The sequence below is a fragment of the Pleomorphomonas sp. JP5 genome (assembly GCF_023721815.1).
In the GTDB taxonomy this organism is placed as follows: Bacteria; Pseudomonadota; Alphaproteobacteria; order Rhizobiales; family Pleomorphomonadaceae; genus Pleomorphomonas.
In genome coordinates, this window is sequence record NZ_JAMDLI010000004.1 from 1 (window position 1) to 17,317 (window position 17,317).

General features: G+C 66.3%; 18 protein-coding genes. 10 read left to right on the forward strand and 8 right to left on the reverse strand.

What is annotated here, in order from left to right:
* Positions 1-339: hypothetical protein (locus tag M4J40_RS04230; RefSeq protein ID WP_251752381.1), on the reverse strand; the 339-nt coding region annotated here is incomplete at its 3' end.
* A 186-nt stretch (positions 340-525) separates the two neighbouring features.
* On the opposite strand from M4J40_RS04230, the gene M4J40_RS04235 reads away from it, so the two are divergent.
* Both M4J40_RS04235 and M4J40_RS04240 read left to right on the forward strand, forming a co-directional pair.
* Complete coding sequence (locus M4J40_RS04235; protein ID WP_251752383.1) at positions 526-1,452, forward strand: LysR substrate-binding domain-containing protein; 927 nt, start codon at positions 526-528, stop codon at positions 1,450-1,452.
* Positions 1,453-1,492: 40 nt separating this feature from the next.
* Positions 1,493-2,320, forward strand: a complete 828-nt coding sequence (locus M4J40_RS04240) for a hypothetical protein (protein ID WP_251752385.1) — start codon at positions 1,493-1,495, stop codon at positions 2,318-2,320.
* Between the two features lie 6 nt (positions 2,321-2,326).
* Here M4J40_RS04240 and M4J40_RS04245 read toward each other — a convergent pair whose 3' ends face one another.
* The 3 genes from M4J40_RS04245 to M4J40_RS04255 all read right to left on the reverse strand — a co-directional run bounded on the left by M4J40_RS04245 (position 2,327) and on the right by M4J40_RS04255 (position 5,058).
* Positions 2,327-3,103, reverse strand: coding sequence for a trehalose-phosphatase (locus M4J40_RS04245; protein WP_251752387.1), 777 nt, complete (start codon positions 3,101-3,103; stop codon positions 2,327-2,329).
* Between the two features lie 148 nt (positions 3,104-3,251).
* Positions 3,252-3,560 (reverse strand): Dabb family protein, encoded by a 309-nt coding sequence (locus M4J40_RS04250; protein WP_251752389.1) that lies wholly within the window; start codon positions 3,558-3,560, stop codon positions 3,252-3,254.
* A gap of 40 nt (positions 3,561-3,600) precedes the next feature.
* A complete protein-coding gene (locus tag M4J40_RS04255) occupies positions 3,601-5,058 on the reverse strand; it encodes an MDR family MFS transporter (protein ID WP_251752391.1) in 1,458 nt (485 codons plus the stop codon).
* A gap of 155 nt (positions 5,059-5,213) precedes the next feature.
* Between M4J40_RS04255 and M4J40_RS04260 the strand changes: the two genes are divergently transcribed.
* From M4J40_RS04260 to M4J40_RS04270, 3 genes are read left to right on the forward strand one after another with little or no spacing between them, the layout of a single operon-like run.
* A complete protein-coding gene (locus tag M4J40_RS04260; RefSeq protein ID WP_251752393.1) occupies positions 5,214-5,996 on the forward strand; it encodes a LamB/YcsF family protein in 783 nt (260 codons plus the stop codon).
* Entirely contained in the window at positions 5,996-6,424 is a 429-nt protein-coding gene (locus M4J40_RS04265) for a biotin/lipoyl-containing protein (protein WP_251752394.1), read from the forward strand. Before M4J40_RS04260 ends, M4J40_RS04265 begins: the two co-directional genes overlap by 1 nt.
* The gene (locus M4J40_RS04270; protein ID WP_251752396.1) at positions 6,421-6,798 is read left to right on the forward strand and encodes a hypothetical protein; all 378 of its coding nucleotides are present in this window, start codon (positions 6,421-6,423) and stop codon (positions 6,796-6,798) included. Before M4J40_RS04265 ends, M4J40_RS04270 begins: the two co-directional genes overlap by 4 nt.
* Here M4J40_RS04270 and M4J40_RS04275 read toward each other — a convergent pair.
* Both M4J40_RS04275 and pxpB read right to left on the reverse strand, forming a co-directional pair.
* Entirely contained in the window at positions 6,783-7,739 is a 957-nt protein-coding gene (locus M4J40_RS04275; RefSeq protein WP_251752398.1) for a biotin-dependent carboxyltransferase family protein, read from the reverse strand. The two genes, M4J40_RS04270 and M4J40_RS04275, sit on opposite strands and share 16 nt — an antisense overlap.
* Positions 7,736-8,389, reverse strand: a complete 654-nt coding sequence (gene pxpB, locus M4J40_RS04280) for a 5-oxoprolinase subunit PxpB (protein WP_251752400.1) — start codon at positions 8,387-8,389, stop codon at positions 7,736-7,738. Before pxpB ends, M4J40_RS04275 begins: the two co-directional genes overlap by 4 nt.
* A gap of 153 nt (positions 8,390-8,542) precedes the next feature.
* On the opposite strand from pxpB, the gene M4J40_RS04285 reads away from it, so the two are divergent.
* On the forward strand, positions 8,543-9,646 hold the full coding sequence (locus M4J40_RS04285; protein ID WP_251752401.1) for a Xaa-Pro peptidase family protein: 1,104 nt from the start codon (positions 8,543-8,545) through the stop codon (positions 9,644-9,646).
* Between the two features lie 4 nt (positions 9,647-9,650).
* Here the strand turns inward: M4J40_RS04285 and M4J40_RS04290 are convergent, their stop codons facing one another.
* Together M4J40_RS04290 and M4J40_RS04295 are read right to left on the reverse strand one after the other, a co-directional pair.
* Complete coding sequence (locus tag M4J40_RS04290) at positions 9,651-10,667, reverse strand: 2-hydroxyacid dehydrogenase (protein WP_251752403.1); 1,017 nt, start codon at positions 10,665-10,667, stop codon at positions 9,651-9,653.
* A 126-nt stretch (positions 10,668-10,793) separates the two neighbouring features.
* Entirely contained in the window at positions 10,794-12,398 is a 1,605-nt protein-coding gene (locus M4J40_RS04295; protein WP_251752405.1) for a penicillin-binding protein 2, read from the reverse strand.
* 185 nt (positions 12,399-12,583) lie between these two features.
* On the opposite strand from M4J40_RS04295, the gene M4J40_RS04300 reads away from it, so the two are divergent.
* The 4 genes from M4J40_RS04300 to M4J40_RS04315 all read left to right on the forward strand — a co-directional run bounded on the left by M4J40_RS04300 (position 12,584) and on the right by M4J40_RS04315 (position 17,309).
* Positions 12,584-13,201: a TetR-like C-terminal domain-containing protein gene (locus tag M4J40_RS04300; RefSeq protein WP_251752407.1), complete on the forward strand. Its 618-nt coding sequence runs from the start codon at positions 12,584-12,586 to the stop codon at positions 13,199-13,201.
* Positions 13,202-13,268: 67 nt separating this feature from the next.
* Positions 13,269-13,616 (forward strand): hypothetical protein, encoded by a 348-nt coding sequence (locus tag M4J40_RS04305; RefSeq protein WP_251752408.1) that lies wholly within the window; start codon positions 13,269-13,271, stop codon positions 13,614-13,616.
* Between the two features lie 95 nt (positions 13,617-13,711).
* A complete protein-coding gene (locus tag M4J40_RS04310) occupies positions 13,712-14,167 on the forward strand; it encodes a DUF411 domain-containing protein (RefSeq protein ID WP_251752410.1) in 456 nt (151 codons plus the stop codon).
* Positions 14,168-14,498: 331 nt separating this feature from the next.
* Positions 14,499-17,309 (forward strand): cation-translocating P-type ATPase, encoded by a 2,811-nt coding sequence (locus M4J40_RS04315; RefSeq protein ID WP_251752412.1) that lies wholly within the window; start codon positions 14,499-14,501, stop codon positions 17,307-17,309.
* Positions 17,310-17,317 lie beyond the last annotated feature (8 nt).

Below are 17,317 nucleotides of genomic sequence, written 5' to 3' on the forward strand. Positions count from 1 at the left end.
CGCTTGGCCATGCTGGGTCTCCAGATCGAACAGTCTGGAGATCCATGAATCACACATCACCCGCGTCGTGAATCCTGAATGTCGATTGGACCTAGGGCGCACCAAAGCGTTCCGGAAGCTGGAAGCCTCCGGGGCGACATTGGGATTGGCCCGCGTTGCCGGCACCATGCCGGGCGGGCCTTCACCGGGATTCAGACAGACGTGACATCCACGCTCCTGTTGCGACGGACAGATTCTGCCGACCGCATCGGTGGCCGTCAACCACGGCAAGCGTCCACCTTGTCCGTCCTCCGCCGATTGTGGCTCCACGGTCACGATGCCGTCGCTTTTGACGAGCACCCAGGGGGCGACCTCCGGGGACAGGAGAGACTTTCATCTTTTCCCCGCGACAATGGTCGAAACGGCGCCCGGCAAATGGCGCCTGAAGATAGCTTGCGGTAAGCTTCGGATGACCAATGTGATTCCGGAGCGGGGCCCCTCGCCGGGCACACCGGCAGCAGGACATGGAGAGACAGGAATCCGAGCATGCGCCACACGACTTTGAAGCAGCTGCGATTCCTGTCGGCGGTCATCAAGACCGGCACTGTCACCGCCGCCTCCTCCGCCATGAACGTCACGCCGCCGGCCATCACCGCCCAGGTGAAGGCTCTCGAAGACCTCGTCGGCATGCCGCTGCTCGAGCGCGTCGGCGACCGCTTCATCGCCACATCGGCCGGCAGGGAAATCGCCACCACGCTCGACCGCATCGAGGCGCTTCTCAACGAGTGCTCCGGCGCCCTCGCCGAGATGCGCGAGGCGGGATCGGGCCGGGTTGCCGTCGGCGTCGTCTCCACCGCCCGTTACTTCGCGCCGACCGTGCTCGCCGCCTTCCGCAAGGAGCGGCCAAAGGTCGATATCGACTTCATCGTCGGCAACCGCGACGAGACCATCCAGCGCCTCCGGAACTACGAGGTCGACCTCGCGGTGATGGGCCGGCCGCCGGTCGAGTTCGAGGTCGAGGCCAAGACCATCGGAAAGCACCCGCAGGTGATGATCTGCGCGCCGGATCATCCGCTGGCCCATGAGCGCAACATCCCCATCGAAGCCCTGATGGGCGAGACCTTCCTGGTGCGCGAGGTCAACTCCGGCACGCGCAACTCCTTTGGCCAATTGATCAGCCAGCACGACGGCGGGCGCGATATCCGCGAGTTCGAGATGGGCTCCAACGAGACCATCAAGCAGGCGGTGATGGCCGGCCTCGGCATCTCCTTCATCTCCTCGCACACCATCGCGGCCGAGGTCGAAGCCGGTCGCCTCGTCATCATGGACGTGGTCGGCCTGCCGCTCATGAAAACCTGGAACGTCGTCCGCCGCACCGACAAGCGAATGCTGCCCTCGGCCGAGGCGATGTACAGCTTCTGGGTCGAGCATGGCGGCGACTACCTGCCGAAGATCACCGGTCACGTCGAGTGAGGCCATCGCGGCCGCTCGGGACCGCAACGTGGAGACTTCCATGACCGCCACGCCTCGCCCGTTCCGGGTGGTCGAGAGCTTGTGCGCCACCGGCAAGGAGTCGGAAGCGAAGAAGGAAGATCGCCTGGTCGTCACCGAAGACTTCGCCGCCGTCATCGACGGCGCCACATCTTCAGGTCCGATCGACGGACGGCCGGGCGGCATCGTCGCCGCCGAGGCGGTGGAGCAAGCGGTCAGGGAACTGGCGTCGGACGCGACGGCCCGCGATTTCGTCGACCGCGCCACGGCCGCCATCATCAGGGCGATCGGCGACTGGCCGGATGAGACGATCATGCGCCCATCGGCGGTGGCGGCCGTCTGGTCGCGGGCACGAGGCGAGATCTGGCGGGTGGGCGACTGTCACGTCCGCATCGACGACCGGGACTATCATGGCGGCAAGGAGATCGACCGCATCGGCTACGAGTTCCGCTGCGCCGTCATCCGGGCGCGCCTCCGGCTGGGGCTTACCAGCCTCGATGCCGAACTCAGGGTGCCGACGATGGAGCAGCCCTTCCGGCCGCTCGTCCTTGCCCAGCACGCCTTTCTCAACCTCGACAGCGACGATCCCCTCGCCTATGGCGGCCTCGCCGGCACCTTCGTGCCCGACCGTTTCGTCGAAGTGTTCGAAGCGGCAGACGCCCGCGAGATCGTTCTCGCCTCCGACGGCTTCCTGTCGCCGGCCGCGACGCTCGCGGAGGGCCTCTCGGAGATCGCCCGCATCAGGGAGACCGATCCGCTGATGGTGGAACGGGTCATGGGGTCGCGCCCCTTCATGCCGGGCCGCGACTATTTCGACGATACGACCTATCTGCGGATCGCCCTCGGCTGACCCCGACTACTGCGCGGCGGCGCGCTCGTCGTCCAGCCAACGTGCCTCGTAGGCGGCCAGCATGTCCCACGTCGCCTCGTGGTCGGGCAGACGGTCGTCGACGCCCGCCACCTTTCGGCCGACGGTGATGCCGAATCCGCCGAGATCGCGCGCCATGAAGAAACCCGGCTCGTCGGGAACGTCGTCGCCCGCATGAACCGGCACCCGCCCCTTGAACGGCTTGTGCTCCATCAGGAAGGCGATGCCGGAGCCCTTGTTGGCGCCCCGAGGCACCACGTCGACCGACACGCGCCCCGGGATCACTCCCACGTGGCCGCCGGAATGGCGCTCCGCCAGAGCCGCCGCCTCAAGCGCGAGCGGGTCGCCCTCGTTGTAGACGATGGCCAGCGCGCCGATCTTCCACTGGATGTCCATGGTGGGATAGGTCTTGGCCACCACCTCGGCGATCTCTTCGAGCGCCTTGCGCTCTTCCGGTGTCTGCACCGGCGTGAATCGACGTCCGTCGGCAAAGCGACGGTCGGCGCCTTGCAGCGCGGCGACGGGCAGCTTCAGCGGAGCAAACATCGGATCGACCGTTTCCACCGAACGGCCGCTGACGATGGCGAGCGCGCCACCCAGGAGGTCGTAAAGCCGGTCGATCAGGGCGATGCGATCGGCGGCGATGCCACGCTCGCGATCGGCGTAGGTGGGCCCGATCAGCGTTCCGTCGACATCGAGGAACAGCGCGAGGCGGTCGGGCGCGGGCAGACGGGCGGCAAGGTCGAGCGGATCGGTGAAGGACATGGGCCTGCTGTGGTGGGCGAAAGGGAAAGTCACTCAGACGAAAGTATCGTCCGCAACACTCCTAAGCCCTACAGCCAACGCCGTCCGCCGACAATGCCTTGGCGACTGAATCGATATGAAAGTCGACGATTACGCCAAAAACCGGCCATCAGACCTCGAAATCGTAGACGAGAACCCCCTCCAGACCGCCCTCGGCGGCCGCAACGATCCTGTCGCCGACCTTCACGTGCTCGGGGTGGACGAGGTAGGCATCGCGCGCCGCTTCGTCGGTGAAGGTGACGACGAAGCCGTGCTGGAAGCCATGGCCGAGGCCTTCCGGCGAGACATTCGGGCCAGCCTTGAAGTCGACCATGCCGGGAATGAACGACTTCAGCGCCGCCACGGCGCCATAGAGCTTTAAGACGTCGGCCGACGAAGCGGTGGCCGGCATCTTCATGAACACGCAATGCAGGATCATTCGAACTCCTCCCTCACCGGCCTGCGCGGCCAGCCAGACCTTACTCTTCCACCGGCGGCGGCGTACGGCCGCGCAACGGTCGTTCCTCGATGCGGGACAACAGCGCCAGCGACAGCAGTTGCGCCGCCGCGGCCGCGAAGAACAGCGCCCTGAAGGCGGCCACCGCACCCTCCCGGGCCGCCGGCGCCAACGCGCCCTCGCTGATATGATCGCCGATGCCGGCGCTGCCGACGATGGCGCCCAGCACGGCGATGGCGACGACGGAGCCCAGCGACCGCACGAAGGTGTAGGCGCCGGTGGCCGTGCCGAGATCGCGCGGATTGGCGGCATTCTGCACCATGACGGTGCCGACCGGGAACAGCGTCCCCTGGCCGAAGGCGGTCAGCGCCGCCAGCGCCTCGATCACCCAGAAGGACACGTCGCCTGCAACGAAGCCGACTACCGCCAGCGATACCATCGACAGAGCGCTGCCGATCATTGGCAGCCGCTTGTAGCGCCTCCCCTTGCGCAGGATCCGCGCCGAGATGCTGGAGCCCGCCACCGATCCGAGCATCGGGCCGAGCAACGCCAGACCGGCCGCCGAGGCGCCGAAACCATCGATCAGTTGCAGGTAGACCGGATAATAGACCGAGAAGCCGAACATGCCGGCCGCCGCCAGGAAGGACGTGGCCGAGGTGAGCGCGATCACCCGGTCGCCGAAGATGCGTGGCGGCAACAGCGGCTCTTCGGGCTGGAACTGGTACCAGGCGAACAGCGCGAAGAATGCCGCCGATAGCGCCAGCATGCCGAGAACGAGCGGCGAGCTCCAGGGATAGGTGTGCCCGCCGAGCGTCAGCGGCAGAAGGAACAGCAGCGTCGCCGCCATGATCATCATCGCGCCGAGGATATCCAGCCGATGGTCGCGGCGAACGTCCGGCAAGCGGGATAGCGGCTTCAGAGACAGGCTGACCGCCACGATGCCGAGCGGCAGGTTCAGCCAGAAAATCGCCGACCAGTGGACATACTCGGCGAGCAGGCCGCCGAGCACCGGACCGGCGATGCTGGAAGTCGCCCAGACGGCGGAAATGTACACCATGTACTTTCCGCGCTCGCGCGGCGGCGCCACGTCGCCAATGATGGTCTGGACGAGCGCCATCAGGCCACCACCACCAAGGCCTTGCAGCGCACGGCCGACGATCAGGACCGCCATCGTGGGCGCCATCGCCGAGATCAGCGATCCCGCCACGAAGATGCCGACGCCGGCGTAGAGCACCGGCCGCCGCCCCTTGAGATCGGCGAGCTTGCCATAGAGCGGCGTCACCGCCGTCGCCGTCAGGAAGTAGGCCGACACGATCCACGACACCCATTCGCCGCCGCCGAGCGAGGCGCCCATCACCGGGAGCGCCGGGGTGACGATGGTCTGGTCGAGAGCGGCCAGGAACATGCACAGGAGAGCGGTGACGACGATCTTGGTCTTGTCGTCCTCGGTGAGAATCGACTGGTCGGGCGTGTGCGTCATGGTCTGGTCCGGCAGATTGCGGGGCGCACCCTATCCGCTGTCCAACGCGAAAGCCAGCGACGGCGTTCCGGTCGCTCTCGTCGCTTCGTGAAGGAAGCCTTCCGTTCATCGTCCGAGCCTCTATACTTCGCCCGATGAAACCGGAACCAGCCGCGATGACAGCCGCGCACTCCCGCACCGTCGATCTCAACGCCGACCTCGGCGAGGGCTTCGGCGCCTATCGCATCGGGGACGACGCCGCGCTGCTCGGCGTGGTCACGTCGGCCAACGTTGCCTGTGGCCTGCACGCCGGCGACCCCGAGATCATGGCCGAGACCTTCCGCCTGGCCAAGGCGGGCGGCGTCACGGTGGGCGCCCATCCCGGCTTTCCCGACCTCTGGGGCTTCGGCCGGCGCGCGCTGCCCTATTCGGCCGGCGAGATCGAGCGCCTCGTCGCCTATCAGATCGGAGCGGCGGCGGCTCTGTCGGCCTTGGCAGGCCACCCGATCGCCTATGTGAAGCTGCACGGAGCGCTCGCCAATCTCGCCGTCGCCGACGCCGACATCGCCGCCGCCAGCGTCAGGGCCATCAAGGGCGTCGACGCCTCGCTCGCCTGCCTCGCCATCGCCCACGGCAAGCAGGAACTGGCCGCCCGCGACGCCGGCCTCCGCACCTTCTCCGAAGTCTTCGCCGATCGCGGCTACCAGGACGACGGCAGCCTGATGCCACGCGACCGCCCCGGCGCCTTCGTCCACGACCCCACCGAAGCGGTGGAGCGGGCCTGCCGCATGGTGGCATCCGGCGAGATCGTCTCGGTAGACGGCAAGGCGCTGCCGACCTCGGTCGATTCCATCTGCGTCCATGGCGACAGCCCGACCGCATTGGCAACGGCGCGACTGCTCGCCGAACGCCTCGCCACCGAGAGCGTCGCGCTCGCCCCCTTCGTGAGCAAATCCTGATGAACGGCGCGCTCCTCGACCGCCTCGTCTCGCTCCTCCACGATTCCGGCCTGCGGGAGATCGAGTTCGAGGAAGGGGACATCCACATCCGCCTCGTCAAGGATGGCGACGGCGGCGTCCGGTCGGAAGCGCCGAGCAGCCCCGTCTCCACCGCCATGCCGGAGGCTGTCACCCCCAGCGATCACGCCATCGTCGCCGGTCTCACCGGCACCTTCTATCGAGCCTCCTCGCCGGACGCCCCACCCTTCGTCGAAGTCGGCGACCGCGTCGAGGAAGGTCAGACCGTCGGTCTGCTCGAAGCGATGAAGATGCTGAACCCCATCGAGGCCGACCGCGCCGGCCGCGTCACCCACATTCTCGCCGACAACGGCGCGCTGGTGACACGCGGCGCGCCGATCATCCGCATTGCTCCGGACGATGCGTCATGACCTTCGAGGAGATCGAAGCCGTCGTCCGCCGTCTCGATAACAAGGGCATCGCCATCGCCAACATCCGCGTCGGCCCGGCACGGTTGAGATTGCGCTTTGTCACCGAGGAGAAGCCCGAGCCGGCTCCGATCGAACCGCCGACGCCCCTCGTCGCCGCTCCCTCGCCCGGTCGTTTCCGTCCCAGGCATCCGCTGGAGGCCGCGCCGCGCTTTGCCGAGGGCGACCGGGTACGAAAGGGCGAGGTGATTGCCTATGTCGAGGCCAACGGCCTGTTGTTGCCGGCGGTCGCCGCCGCCGACCTGACGCTCGGCCCGCCCCTGATGGAGGACGGAGAGGCCGTCGGCTGGGGAACGCCGCTCTACGAGACGCGATAGAGCGACGCCGCCCGTCGCAGCCGGCCAAGCCAATCGGCGACCTCGCGCTGCGCCACCAGCGCCTCGTTCCTGCCAACCACCGCGAAACGCAGTTCGTCGCCCGGCATCGCCTGCCCGAGCCGCCAGAGATCGGCCTCGATCACCGTCGCGATCTTGGGGTAGCCACCGCAAGTATTGGCTTCGGCAAGCTGAACGATCGGCCGGCCGGCCGGTGGCACCTGTACCGTGCCCGGCACGATGCCATGAGACAGGAGCTCGCGCCGCCGCTCGCGCATGAGTTCCGGTCCGTCGAGCCGGCATCCCTGGCGATCCGCTTCGGCGGTGACGCGCCAGCCCACCGACAGAAAGCGCTGATGGGCTCCCTCGGAGAAATCGGACCACTCGGCGGCTGGCAACACGCGCAACGGTCGGTCGGCGTCGCTCCGTCCCGGCGGGGGTGGCGCGCCGACGCCGCCATCGGGCAGCTTTCCCGGAGCGCGCCGCCTCACGGGCAACCGATCGCCGCGCTTGAGCCCTCTGCCTTCATGGCCACCATAACCGCTCTTGAGCTCGGTCGCCCTGGCCCCAAGCAGCAGAGGCACATCGACGCCGCCACCGATGGCGACATAGACGCGGGCGCCGACCGTCGGCGGATCGATCGTCAGTTCGTCCCCCTCTTTGACCGCGATGGCCCACCAAGGCGGCAGGCGGCGACCGGATAGCCGCGTTTCGGCGACGGCGCCGGTAACGGCCACCGTTGTCGCCGATGCGAAGCGCAGCCGGAAGGGAAAGGCGGCCACCTCGATCGCCGCCGCATCCGCGTCATTTCCGAGCAGCGCGTTGGCCGCATCGAGCGCTTGAATGTCCATGGCACCGGAGCGGGAGACGCCGCTCGACAAGAGGCCGCGTCGCCCGCGATCCTGCACCGTGTTCAGCGCGCCCGACGACAGGATCTCGATCAAGGCTCCACCCTCGCGACGGTGAAGCGCACCGTGTCGCCCGGCCTCAGCGTCGCCGGTGCGGCACGATGCGGATCGAACAGAACGAAGTCGGTATGGCCGAGAATGTGCCAGCCCGACGGCGCGGTGATTGGCATGATGCCGGCCTGACCGCCGCCAACGATGACCGCCCCTTTCGGCACACCCTGGCGCGGCACCGCCCGGCGCGGCGTCGCCAACGACGGATCGAGCCCGGAGAGATAGGGAAAGCCGGGCATGGCGCCGATCGCCGCCACCCGATAGACGGCGGCGGCGTGGCGCTCCACCACGTCTTCGACGGAAAGGTCGAGGCCGGCTGCGAAGGCCGCAAGATCCGTTCCGCCATAGGAGACCGCGATCTCGTGCGACCGCCCCTCCCCGATGGTGGCGGTCGATTTGCGCCAGCCGTCGGCAAGGCGGCGTCCGATCTCCTCGGCGCCGATCGCCAGCGGATCGAAGACGACCATCAGGTTGTTCATGCCGGGCACGACGTCATCGATTCCGTCGACTGCCGCGAAGCTCTCGGCCAGCGCGAGAAGTCGGGCCTGCCGCGCTTCCTCGAACGCGCCGTCGCCGGCAACGTCGAGAAGAAGCGCACCGATTCCGGCGTCGGATATGGTGAAATGATCGCTCACCGAGCCCCCTTTGATCGACGGCGATTATCCTTGGCCAATGCCTGCCGCGCAAGGGAGCCACGCGGCAATGCGGTTGGTCGATGCTCGCCGGAAGTCTATACTCGTAGACCGATAGCCAGCCGCCAGACGCCGGCAAACACCAAGGACCGCCTGATGACCCCTGAGACCCAAGCCCGCCTCGCCGCCCTGCGCGAGCGGATGGTCGCGACCGAAACCGGCCTCGTTGCCGTTGCCCCGGGCTCGCACATGCAATGGCTGCTCGGCTTCACGCCTGCCTCCGACGAGCGCCCCTGCCTGCTCCTGGTCTCACCGGGCGGCACCGCCTTCCTGATGCCGGCCCTCAACGCCGACGACGTGCGCCAGAACACCGACATCGACTTCTACCGCTGGTCCGACGAGGTGGGGCCGCATGTCGCGCTTTGCCAAGCGCTGGCCGCTATCGGCGCCAATGCCACCGACCGGGTCGCCCTCGACGAGACCATGCGAGCCGACTTTGCCCTGCTCGTGCTCGATGCCCTGCCCGCCGGGGTGCTCCGCACCTTCACCGCCGACACGCTTGGCGGCCTGCGCATGCGCAAGAACGAGCGGGAATACGATCTCCTGAAGATGAACGCCGGCATCGCCGACCGTGCGATCGAAACGGCGGTTGCCGCCCTCAAGCCCGGCATGACGGAGAACGAGCTCGCCGCCATCATCCGCAGCCACTTCCTCAAGGAGGGCGCGGCGCCGAGCTTCTGGATCGTCGGCAGCGGCCATAACGGCGCCTTCCCGCACCACACCGCCTCCGATCGCCATATCGTCGAGGGCGATGCGGTGGTGATCGACATCGGTGGCATCAAGTCGGCCTTCCCGAGCGATATCACCCGCGTCGCCGTCGTCGGTCGCCCGCCGGAAGGTTTTGCCGAGATCCATGCCATCGTCGAACGGGCCGTCGAGGCAGCGCTTGCCGCGGCCAAGCCCGGCGTGCGCGCCCGCGACGTCGATGCCGCCGCCCGCACGGTGATCACCGAAGCCGGTTATGGCAAGTTCTTCACCCACCGCACCGGCCACGGCATGGGTATCGACGGCCACGAGCCGCCCTACATCACCTCCACCTCCGAGACCGTGCTCGAGGAAGGCATGGTGTTCTCCATCGAGCCGGGCATCTACCTGCCCGGCCGCTACGGCTGCCGCCTCGAGGAGATCGTCATCCTGAGGAAGGACGGCCCGGAAATCCTGTCCGGCCTCCCTCGCGACATTCTCGTGGCGAACGGCTGATTTTTCAGCCCTTGCCGGCCACCTTCTCGCTGAGCACACGATTGGGCGACACCTTGCCGGCTTCCTCGTCGGCGATGTTGCCCATCGTCGTCTTGGCGATGGCGAGCAGTGCTTCCTCGGTGAAGAAGGCCTGATGGCCGGTGATCAGCACGTTGGGGAAGGTCAGCAGGCGCTGGAACACGTCGTCCTGGATGATCTCGCTGGAGAGATCCTCGAAGAACAGGTCGGCCTCCTGCTCGTAGACGTCGAGGGCGACGCCGCCGATCCGTCCACTCTTCAGGCCGCCGATCACCGCCTCGGCGTTGATCAGAGCGCCGCGCGACGTGTTGATCAACACAAAGCCATGCTTGGCGCGGGCGATCGCCGCCTCGTCGATCAGGTAATGGGTCTCCGGCGTCAGCGGGCAATGCAGGCTGATGATGTCCGAGCGCTCCATCAGCTCCTCGCGCCCGACATAGGTGACGCCGATCGCCTTGAGATCATCCACCTCGTACCGGTCGTGAGCCACCACCTCGCAGCCGAAGCCGAGGCGGTAGGTGCGCGCCACCAACGCGCCGATGCGGCCAGTGCCGACGATGCCCACGGTGCGGCCGTGCAAGTCGTGACCGAGCAGACCTTCAAGCGCGAAGTTGTTTTCACGGACGCGCGCCCAGGCCCTGTGGATGCGCCGATCGAGCGCCAGCAGCAAACCGACCGAGAACTCGGCCACCGCATGCGGCGAATAGGCCGGCACGCGCAGCACCGTGACGCCCTTTTCCTCCGCCGCCTCGAGGGCGACGTTGTTGAAGCCGGCCGCCCTGAGCGCGACGATGCGGGTGCCACCGGCGGCCAGCGCGTCGATCACCTCGGCGTCGAGCGTATCGTTGACGAAGGCGCAGACGGCCGGAAACCCTTCGGCGAGTCGCGCCGTCGTCCGGTCGAGCCGTGGCTCGAAGAAGGTGAGGTCGTGGCCATAACCGGCGGCGGCCCGGCTCAGGAAGGTGCGGTCATAGGGTTTGGTGCTGAAAACGGCAACGCGCATCGGGCTCTCCGGGTCGGTGGTCCAGAACGAACCTAGCAGGAGCTCACGACAAGGAAAGGGGGATCGAGGGCCAACGATTGGACACGACAAGATCGGCGACGAGACGGACGGGCCTGCCGTCCGGCTTCAGTCGTGAAAAGCGAAGGCAGTATCTTCTGGATCATCGAAGACTGGCAGAACGTCGAGAAGAAGCGCAGATCTCTCGATGATGGCAGCGGCAACAGGCACCGCATTGGCAGCCGACGTAATGCCGGCCCCAGGAAATTCGGGCCGTGGGTCGTCGATAAAGACCAGAAGAACGAAAGTCGGGTCCTCCATCGGGAAGGCTGCCGCGAAGGCGTTGAAGTTGTTGTTGTGCGAGTAGCGACCGTCGATGACCTTTTCGGCCGTCCCCGTCTTTCCACCCACGCGGAAGCCGGCGACATTCGCCTTGCGCCCCGACCCTTTGACGGCATTGAGACGGAAGAGATAGCGCATGTCGTCGCTGGTCTTTTCCGAGACCATCTGAACGGCGAGCGCGCGCGCCTCCTCTTCACTGCGCGGCAGAAGGGTCGGAGGCACCAGTCGGCCATGGTTCATGATGGCTGCTATGCCCACCGCCGTCTGCAGCGGCGTCGTGGCGAACCCATGCCCGAAGGCGCTGGTCAGCGAGTTGACCTGCCGCCAGACGCGCGGCGAAACCGGCGTGGCGACCTCCGGCAGCTCGATGGCCACCTTGCTGAGAAGGCCGGCTCGCTCGAGAAACGCCTTGTGGTTCTCCATGCCGACGGCAATGGCCTCGCGGGCCGAACCGATGTTCGAGGACTGCAGGAACACGTCGACCAAGGACAGCGGCTTTCCCTTGCTGTGCGAGTCGTGGATGACCTGCGAGCCGATAACCAGGGGATGACTGGCATCGTAAATCGTCGTGAGCTCGGCATTGCCCAACTCCAGCGCCATGGCCGTGGTGAAGGTCTTGATGGTAGAGCCCATTTCGAACACACCACCGGAAACCCGATTAAGCCGGTCCTTCTCGGCGGCCTCGGACGGAGTGGCGGGATCGAAGTCGGGCAAGGAAACGAGCGAGATCACTTCGCCCGTCTTGGCATTCAGGATGACAGCACCAGCGGCGGCCGGATGGTATTGCTCCATGGCTTTATCGAGCACCTCGTGCACAGCATGCTGCACCCGAGCATCGATCGTCAGCTGGCTGGCTTTGATCTGAGCTCCATTCATCAGGCCGGACTTGCGGAGCACGCCGAAACTGGACTGATCGAGCCACCTCTCAAAGCCGGAAATCCCGCCGTTGTCGATATCGGTCAGTCCAATGACATGAGAGGTTTCCCTGCCCTGCGGATAAAAGCGCCTCACTTCGCCGCGAAAGCCGATCGCCGGAATGCCGAGCCGCTTGATCTCGTTGGCCTGATCTGGAGTAAGGCCGCGTTTCAGCCATACGAACGACGCCCTGCTCTTCAGCCGTTTGTAGATTTCCTCCCTCGTCATATTGCCCAGAACCCCCGCCAAGGCCTCCGAGGCTTCATCGGCGTCGACCACCTTTCTCGGCTCGGCAAACAGCGAGAGCACCGGAAGATCGGTCGCAAGTATCACCCCGTTCCGGTCGACGATATCCGGCCGGGCGACGGTCCGATCGAGCGTGGACACTTCCTCTTCGGGAGAGGCCCGCATCCCGATGAGCGCGAGCTTGCCGCAGATTGTCAAATAGACGCCGACAAACAAGGCGCAAACAATCATCAGCCGGCTTCTGGAGAGCGCGTCGCGCGAGTTTCCAGGCCGAAACGTGGCAGAGAGCAACGGGAATCGCATATTGTTTGGAACTTCGGAACCCGCCCCGGCCCATGAGGCCGAGGAAAAGCAAGACGATGAGGCTCATCTCTAATGCAACTCGAGTAGCATTAGTACGATTAACGGATTGTTAAATGGCGGAACGCGTCCTCATCAGGCCCGGCGGGCGTAGCGAACGGATACAGAAGGCCGTTCATGCTGCCGTCAACGCGTTGAAGGCTGAAAACCCCGACAAGGAAATCACCATCGCGCAGATCGCCGGAAGGGCAAATTTGCCACCATCCACAATCTATCGCCGGTGGGGCAACCTTACCGATCTCCTGGCGGCCGTTGCCGAGCAGCGCTTCCTGGCAGATCCGGCGGTTCCGGATACGGGAACGTTCAAATCGGACCTGTCACTGTGGCTGGAGCAGTTCATCGACGACGTCTCGTCCGGACCGGGGCTGGTTCTCCTGGAAGAGCGCGTCGCCAACGTCGTTCTGGCTCGAAAGACGGCAGGATATGCCTATGCCAATCTCGACGTTCTGTGTCGGCGGGCCATCGCCCGCGGTGAACCGGCTCCGACGCCAGACTGGCTGATGAATCTGCTCGTGGCGCCGACGATCTATCGCATTCTCTTCATTCGCCAGACCATCTCCAAACCGTTCCAGGAAAAACTTGTCGAGTTGGTCACGTCCCACGCCTCGGAACTGGCGGAGAACCACTCGCAGCCCTCCATAGGGGAGCTGGTCGAGTTTCCAGCCGACCCGTAAATGGGACGGTTTGTCATCAGCAAAACAACGCTTGTGGTTGGCTCAGGATCGATGTGAAACTGGCGTCATGCGCTTTCTCGTCGGCCGCCTTCGCTTCGTTATCGCTTTCGCTGCCCTGCTTGGTCTTCTGGCCGGCCAGAGCGCGGCGATCCCGGCTGCCGTGGGTCACGTTGCCATGATGGCGGCGACGAGCTCTGCCCATAAGTGCTGCGAAACGACGTCCGGGAAGCCCATCGAGAAAGCGAGCCTTGCCGGTGACTGCACCGATGCCGGCTGTTTCATGGCCGCTCCCGCGCTGTTGCCGAACGAGCCGGCCATTGCCTTCGTAGCGGACCGTGCCCGCGAAACACCACTGGTCGCCATCGACCTCACGGGACGGGCCCCGCCACCGCTTCTGGAACCGCCGCGCGCCTGAGCGGCAGCCTCCATCCAACATCTTCGATCGGTTCCGCCAGCGCCTAACGCCTCTGGAGCGTCGCGTCTGGACGGACATTATCACAGGCAAACACCATGAAATCTCAAGTCCTTGCCCTTCTCGCCCTCATCGCCTCCACCTCGCTTGCCGGTGCCGCCGGACAGAAGGTCGACGTCGTTCTCAATGAAGGCTGCATGTGCTGCCACGAGTGGATCGACCACATGCAAAAGGCTGGCTACACGGTGACCGCCACAGAACTCGACTACGACGCCATCTCCACCCGCAAGACGGAGCTCGGCATCCCCGAAGACGCCATCTCCTGCCATACCGCAGTGGTCGGTGGCTACGCCATCGAAGGCCATGTCCCGGCAACCCTGGTCGACCGGCTTCTTGCCGAGAAACCGGACGCCGTCGGCCTCGCCGCACCCGGCATGCCGCTCGGCTCTCCCGGCATGGGTTCGGATGCCGACGCCGAGCCGTTCGACGTGTTGCTGATCGGCAAGGACGGATCAACCCGCGTCTTCGCCACCGTGGAGCCCGACCGGGGCTGACAAATGCAAGGCGGCCGGCGGGATCGGTCGGCCGCCACGCAACTTGATGGCGCTATCGGATGCCATGAACGGCAACTCGGCGACGCTGCGTCGCGAGGTCGAGGCCTTCATCCGCGATCTGAAGGCCGCCTGAGCGTTCGCAACGTTCGACGCTGTCCTGGATAACGAAGTGACCGCCCTCCCGCCGATGGCGCGGGGGGCTTTCGTTGGCGAGGCAGCGTGCTTCTCCTGACACCCCTGGAAACCGCAACTTTTGCCGTCCATATCCGTTAAGGTTGCAGAGCCACGTCCCGCGAGAGGGATGCGTCGCAGCACAGATCGGAACCTTGGAATGGACGGCACGATATCACCAACCGAAGCGGCGGCTCCTCACAAGCAGACGGTCGACGAAGTCATCGCCTCGTTCGGAACCGACATGCGGGCTGGCCTGACACAGGCGGAGGCCCGAAAGCGGCTCGCCGAGTTCGGTCCCAACGCGCTCGCTGAGGAAAGCCCGACGCCGGCCTGGAAGAAGTTTCTCGCACAGTTCGCCAACGTCCTGGTGGCCCTGCTGCTGGTGGCTGCGCTGGTTTCGGCCGGGCTCTGGTTCGTGGAGCGCGACTCCGCCCTGCCCTTCGAGGCCATGGCCATCTTCGCCATCGTCATTCTCAACGCGGTCATGGGTTACCTCCAGGAGGCCCGCGCCGAGCGGGCCGTCGCCGCCTTGCAAGAGATGTCGGCCGCGCACGCCAACGTCCTGCGTGACGGCACGCGCCAAAGCATCCTGGCGACCGAGATCGTCCCCGGCGACATCGTCCTCGTCGAGGAAGGCGACACCGTTCCGGCCGACGCGCGACTGATCGAGGCCATCTCGCTTCAGATGGCGGAGGCAGCGCTCACCGGCGAGAGTCTGCCGGTGGCCAAAGCGGTGGCGCCGATACCTTCGAACGTGCCGCTCGGCGACCGCGCCAACATGATCTTCTCGGGCACGGCGGCGACCTACGGGCGGGGACGCGCCGTCGTGGTGGCGACCGGCATGCGTACGGAGATCGGGCGTATCGCCAGCATGCTGAAGGGCGCGGCGGAGGAAACCACACCGCTGCAACGGGAGCTCGACACGGTCGGCCGTCTTCTGGGCGTCGTCGTCGTGGCGATTGCCGTCGTGATGATAGCGACCATTCTGCTGGTCGAGGACGTGCATGGCCTGTCGGCGATCTTCGACGTGCTGATCCTCGGCGTGGCGTTGGCTGTGGCCGCCATTCCCGAGGGCCTGCCGGCCATCGTGACGGCGGTTCTCTCCATCGGCGTCCAGAGGATGGCCAAACGCAATGCCATCGTCCGCCACCTCGCCGCCGTCGAGACGCTGGGCTCGGCCGACGTCGTCGCCTCCGACAAGACCGGCACCCTCACGCGAAACGAGATGACGGTACGCGTGGTCGCCACCGCCAGCGGGCGGGCGACGTTCAGCGGCACCGGGTATGCTCCCGACGGAGAGCTCATCGGCGAGAGTGGCGACGCCCTCGGCGGAGACCATCTCACCGAAACACTGCGTGCCCTCACCGTCGCCGACCGCGCCAATAACGCCGTTCTGGTGGAAAGGGACGGCCGTTGGTCGATCCAGGGCGACCCCACCGAGGGCGCGTTGATCGTCGCCGCTCGCAAGGCCAGCCTCGAACAGGCGAGCCTCGACGCCCGCTTCGACCGGGTCGGCGAGGTGCCCTTCTCCTCCCAACGCAAGCTGATGAGCACGGTCCACACCGACAGCAACAAGCCGGGGCGGCTCAGGATACTCACCAAGGGCGCGCCGGACGTGTTGCTCGAACGTTGCTCGCACGAACTGGTGGGCGGGGAGGCGCGAGCGCTGTCGAAAGCCCGGCGCGAGGAAATCGCCGCCCTCAACGACAAACTTGCGGGCGAGGCGCTCAGAACGCTCGCCCTTGCCTTCCGGACGCTTGACCAGGACGACGCGCCGACGGACGCCTTCGACGACGACATCGAGCGCGACCTCGTCTTCCTCGGCCTCGTCGGCATGATCGACCCGCCGCGCGACGAGGCCAGAACCGCCATCGGCCTGGCCAAGGCCGCCGGCATCCGCCCGATCATGATCACCGGCGACCACCCCGCCACCGCCTCCGTCATCGCCGCCGAGCTTGGCCTGTCCGATGGCCGCGCCATCACCGGCGCCGAGCTGGAGGCGATGTCCGAGGATGCGCTCGACCAAGCCGTGCGGGACGTGTCGGTGTTCGCGCGCGTCAGCCCCGAGCACAAGCTGCGCATCGTCAGGGCCTTGCAACGCCACCGCAACACGGTCGCCATGACGGGCGATGGCGTGAACGACGCCCCGGCCCTCAAGTCAGCCGACATCGGCATCGCCATGGGCATCACGGGAACCGACGTCTCCAAGCAGTCGGCCGATGTCGTGCTCGCCGACGACAACTTCGCCTCCATCGTCGCGGCGGTCGAGGAAGGGCGCGCCATCTACGCCAACATCCGCAAGTTCCTGCGTTACCTCCTGTCGTCGAACATCGGCGAGGTCATGACGATGTTCTTCGGCGTCCTGTTGGCCGACGCGATGGGCCTGACGGCGGCTGGCGGCGACGGCTTCGTGCTGCCGCTCCTGGCCACCCAGATCCTCTGGATCAACCTCGTCACCGATGGCGCACCGGCGCTGGCGCTGGGCGTCGACCCGGCCGATGCCCGCGTCATGCACCAGCCGCCGCGCCCACGAGGGGAGCGCGTCATAACGTCGACCATGTGGGCGGGCATCCTGTTGATCGGCGTGGTGATGGCCGTGGGCACGCTCGCGGTGCTCGATGCCTCTCTGCCCGGCGGCTTCATCGAAGGCAGCGGCACCATCGGCTATGCCCAGACCATGGCCTTCACGACGCTGACGCTGTTCCAGCTCTTCAACGTCTTCAATGCCCGCTCCGACCACGCGAGCGCTTTCCGGGGGCTGTTCGCAAACCGCTGGCTCTGGGCGGCCGTCGGCCTTTCGCTCATTCTCCACGCCGCCGTCATCTACGTCCCGTTCCTGCAACAGGCCTTTTCGACAACCGGCCTCAAGGCAACCGACTGGTTGCTTTGCACTGCCGTTGCAAGCTCGGTGCTGTGGCTGCGCGAGGCGAGCAAGCTGATCGCTCGCCTCTGGCCCGAAAGCGCCTAAAGGCTAAA

What these genes read in the sequence shown, in the direction of transcription:
- M4J40_RS04295 (WP_251752405.1), bottom strand. Translation starts at nt 12,398, where the DNA reads ATGATTGTTTGCGCCTTGTTTGTCGGCGTCTATTTGACAATCTGCGGC.
- M4J40_RS04235 (WP_251752383.1), top strand. Translation starts at nt 526, where the DNA reads ATGCGCCACACGACTTTGAAGCAGCTGCGATTCCTGTCGGCGGTCATC.
- M4J40_RS04305 (WP_251752408.1), top strand. Translation starts at nt 13,269, where the DNA reads ATGCGCTTTCTCGTCGGCCGCCTTCGCTTCGTTATCGCTTTCGCTGCC.
- M4J40_RS04245 (WP_251752387.1), bottom strand. Translation starts at nt 3,103, where the DNA reads ATGTCCTTCACCGATCCGCTCGACCTTGCCGCCCGTCTGCCCGCGCCC.
- M4J40_RS04310 (WP_251752410.1), top strand. Translation starts at nt 13,712, where the DNA reads ATGAAATCTCAAGTCCTTGCCCTTCTCGCCCTCATCGCCTCCACCTCG.
- M4J40_RS04300 (WP_251752407.1), top strand. Translation starts at nt 12,584, where the DNA reads ATGGCGGAACGCGTCCTCATCAGGCCCGGCGGGCGTAGCGAACGGATA.
- M4J40_RS04240 (WP_251752385.1), top strand. Translation starts at nt 1,493, where the DNA reads ATGACCGCCACGCCTCGCCCGTTCCGGGTGGTCGAGAGCTTGTGCGCC.
- M4J40_RS04290 (WP_251752403.1), bottom strand. Translation starts at nt 10,667, where the DNA reads ATGCGCGTTGCCGTTTTCAGCACCAAACCCTATGACCGCACCTTCCTG.
- M4J40_RS04255 (WP_251752391.1), bottom strand. Translation starts at nt 5,058, where the DNA reads ATGACGCACACGCCCGACCAGTCGATTCTCACCGAGGACGACAAGACC.
- M4J40_RS04315 (WP_251752412.1), top strand. Translation starts at nt 14,499, where the DNA reads ATGGACGGCACGATATCACCAACCGAAGCGGCGGCTCCTCACAAGCAG.
- M4J40_RS04285 (WP_251752401.1), top strand. Translation starts at nt 8,543, where the DNA reads ATGACCCCTGAGACCCAAGCCCGCCTCGCCGCCCTGCGCGAGCGGATG.
- M4J40_RS04265 (WP_251752394.1), top strand. Translation starts at nt 5,996, where the DNA reads ATGAACGGCGCGCTCCTCGACCGCCTCGTCTCGCTCCTCCACGATTCC.
- M4J40_RS04260 (WP_251752393.1), top strand. Translation starts at nt 5,214, where the DNA reads ATGACAGCCGCGCACTCCCGCACCGTCGATCTCAACGCCGACCTCGGC.
- M4J40_RS04250 (WP_251752389.1), bottom strand. Translation starts at nt 3,560, where the DNA reads ATGATCCTGCATTGCGTGTTCATGAAGATGCCGGCCACCGCTTCGTCG.
- M4J40_RS04270 (WP_251752396.1), top strand. Translation starts at nt 6,421, where the DNA reads ATGACCTTCGAGGAGATCGAAGCCGTCGTCCGCCGTCTCGATAACAAG.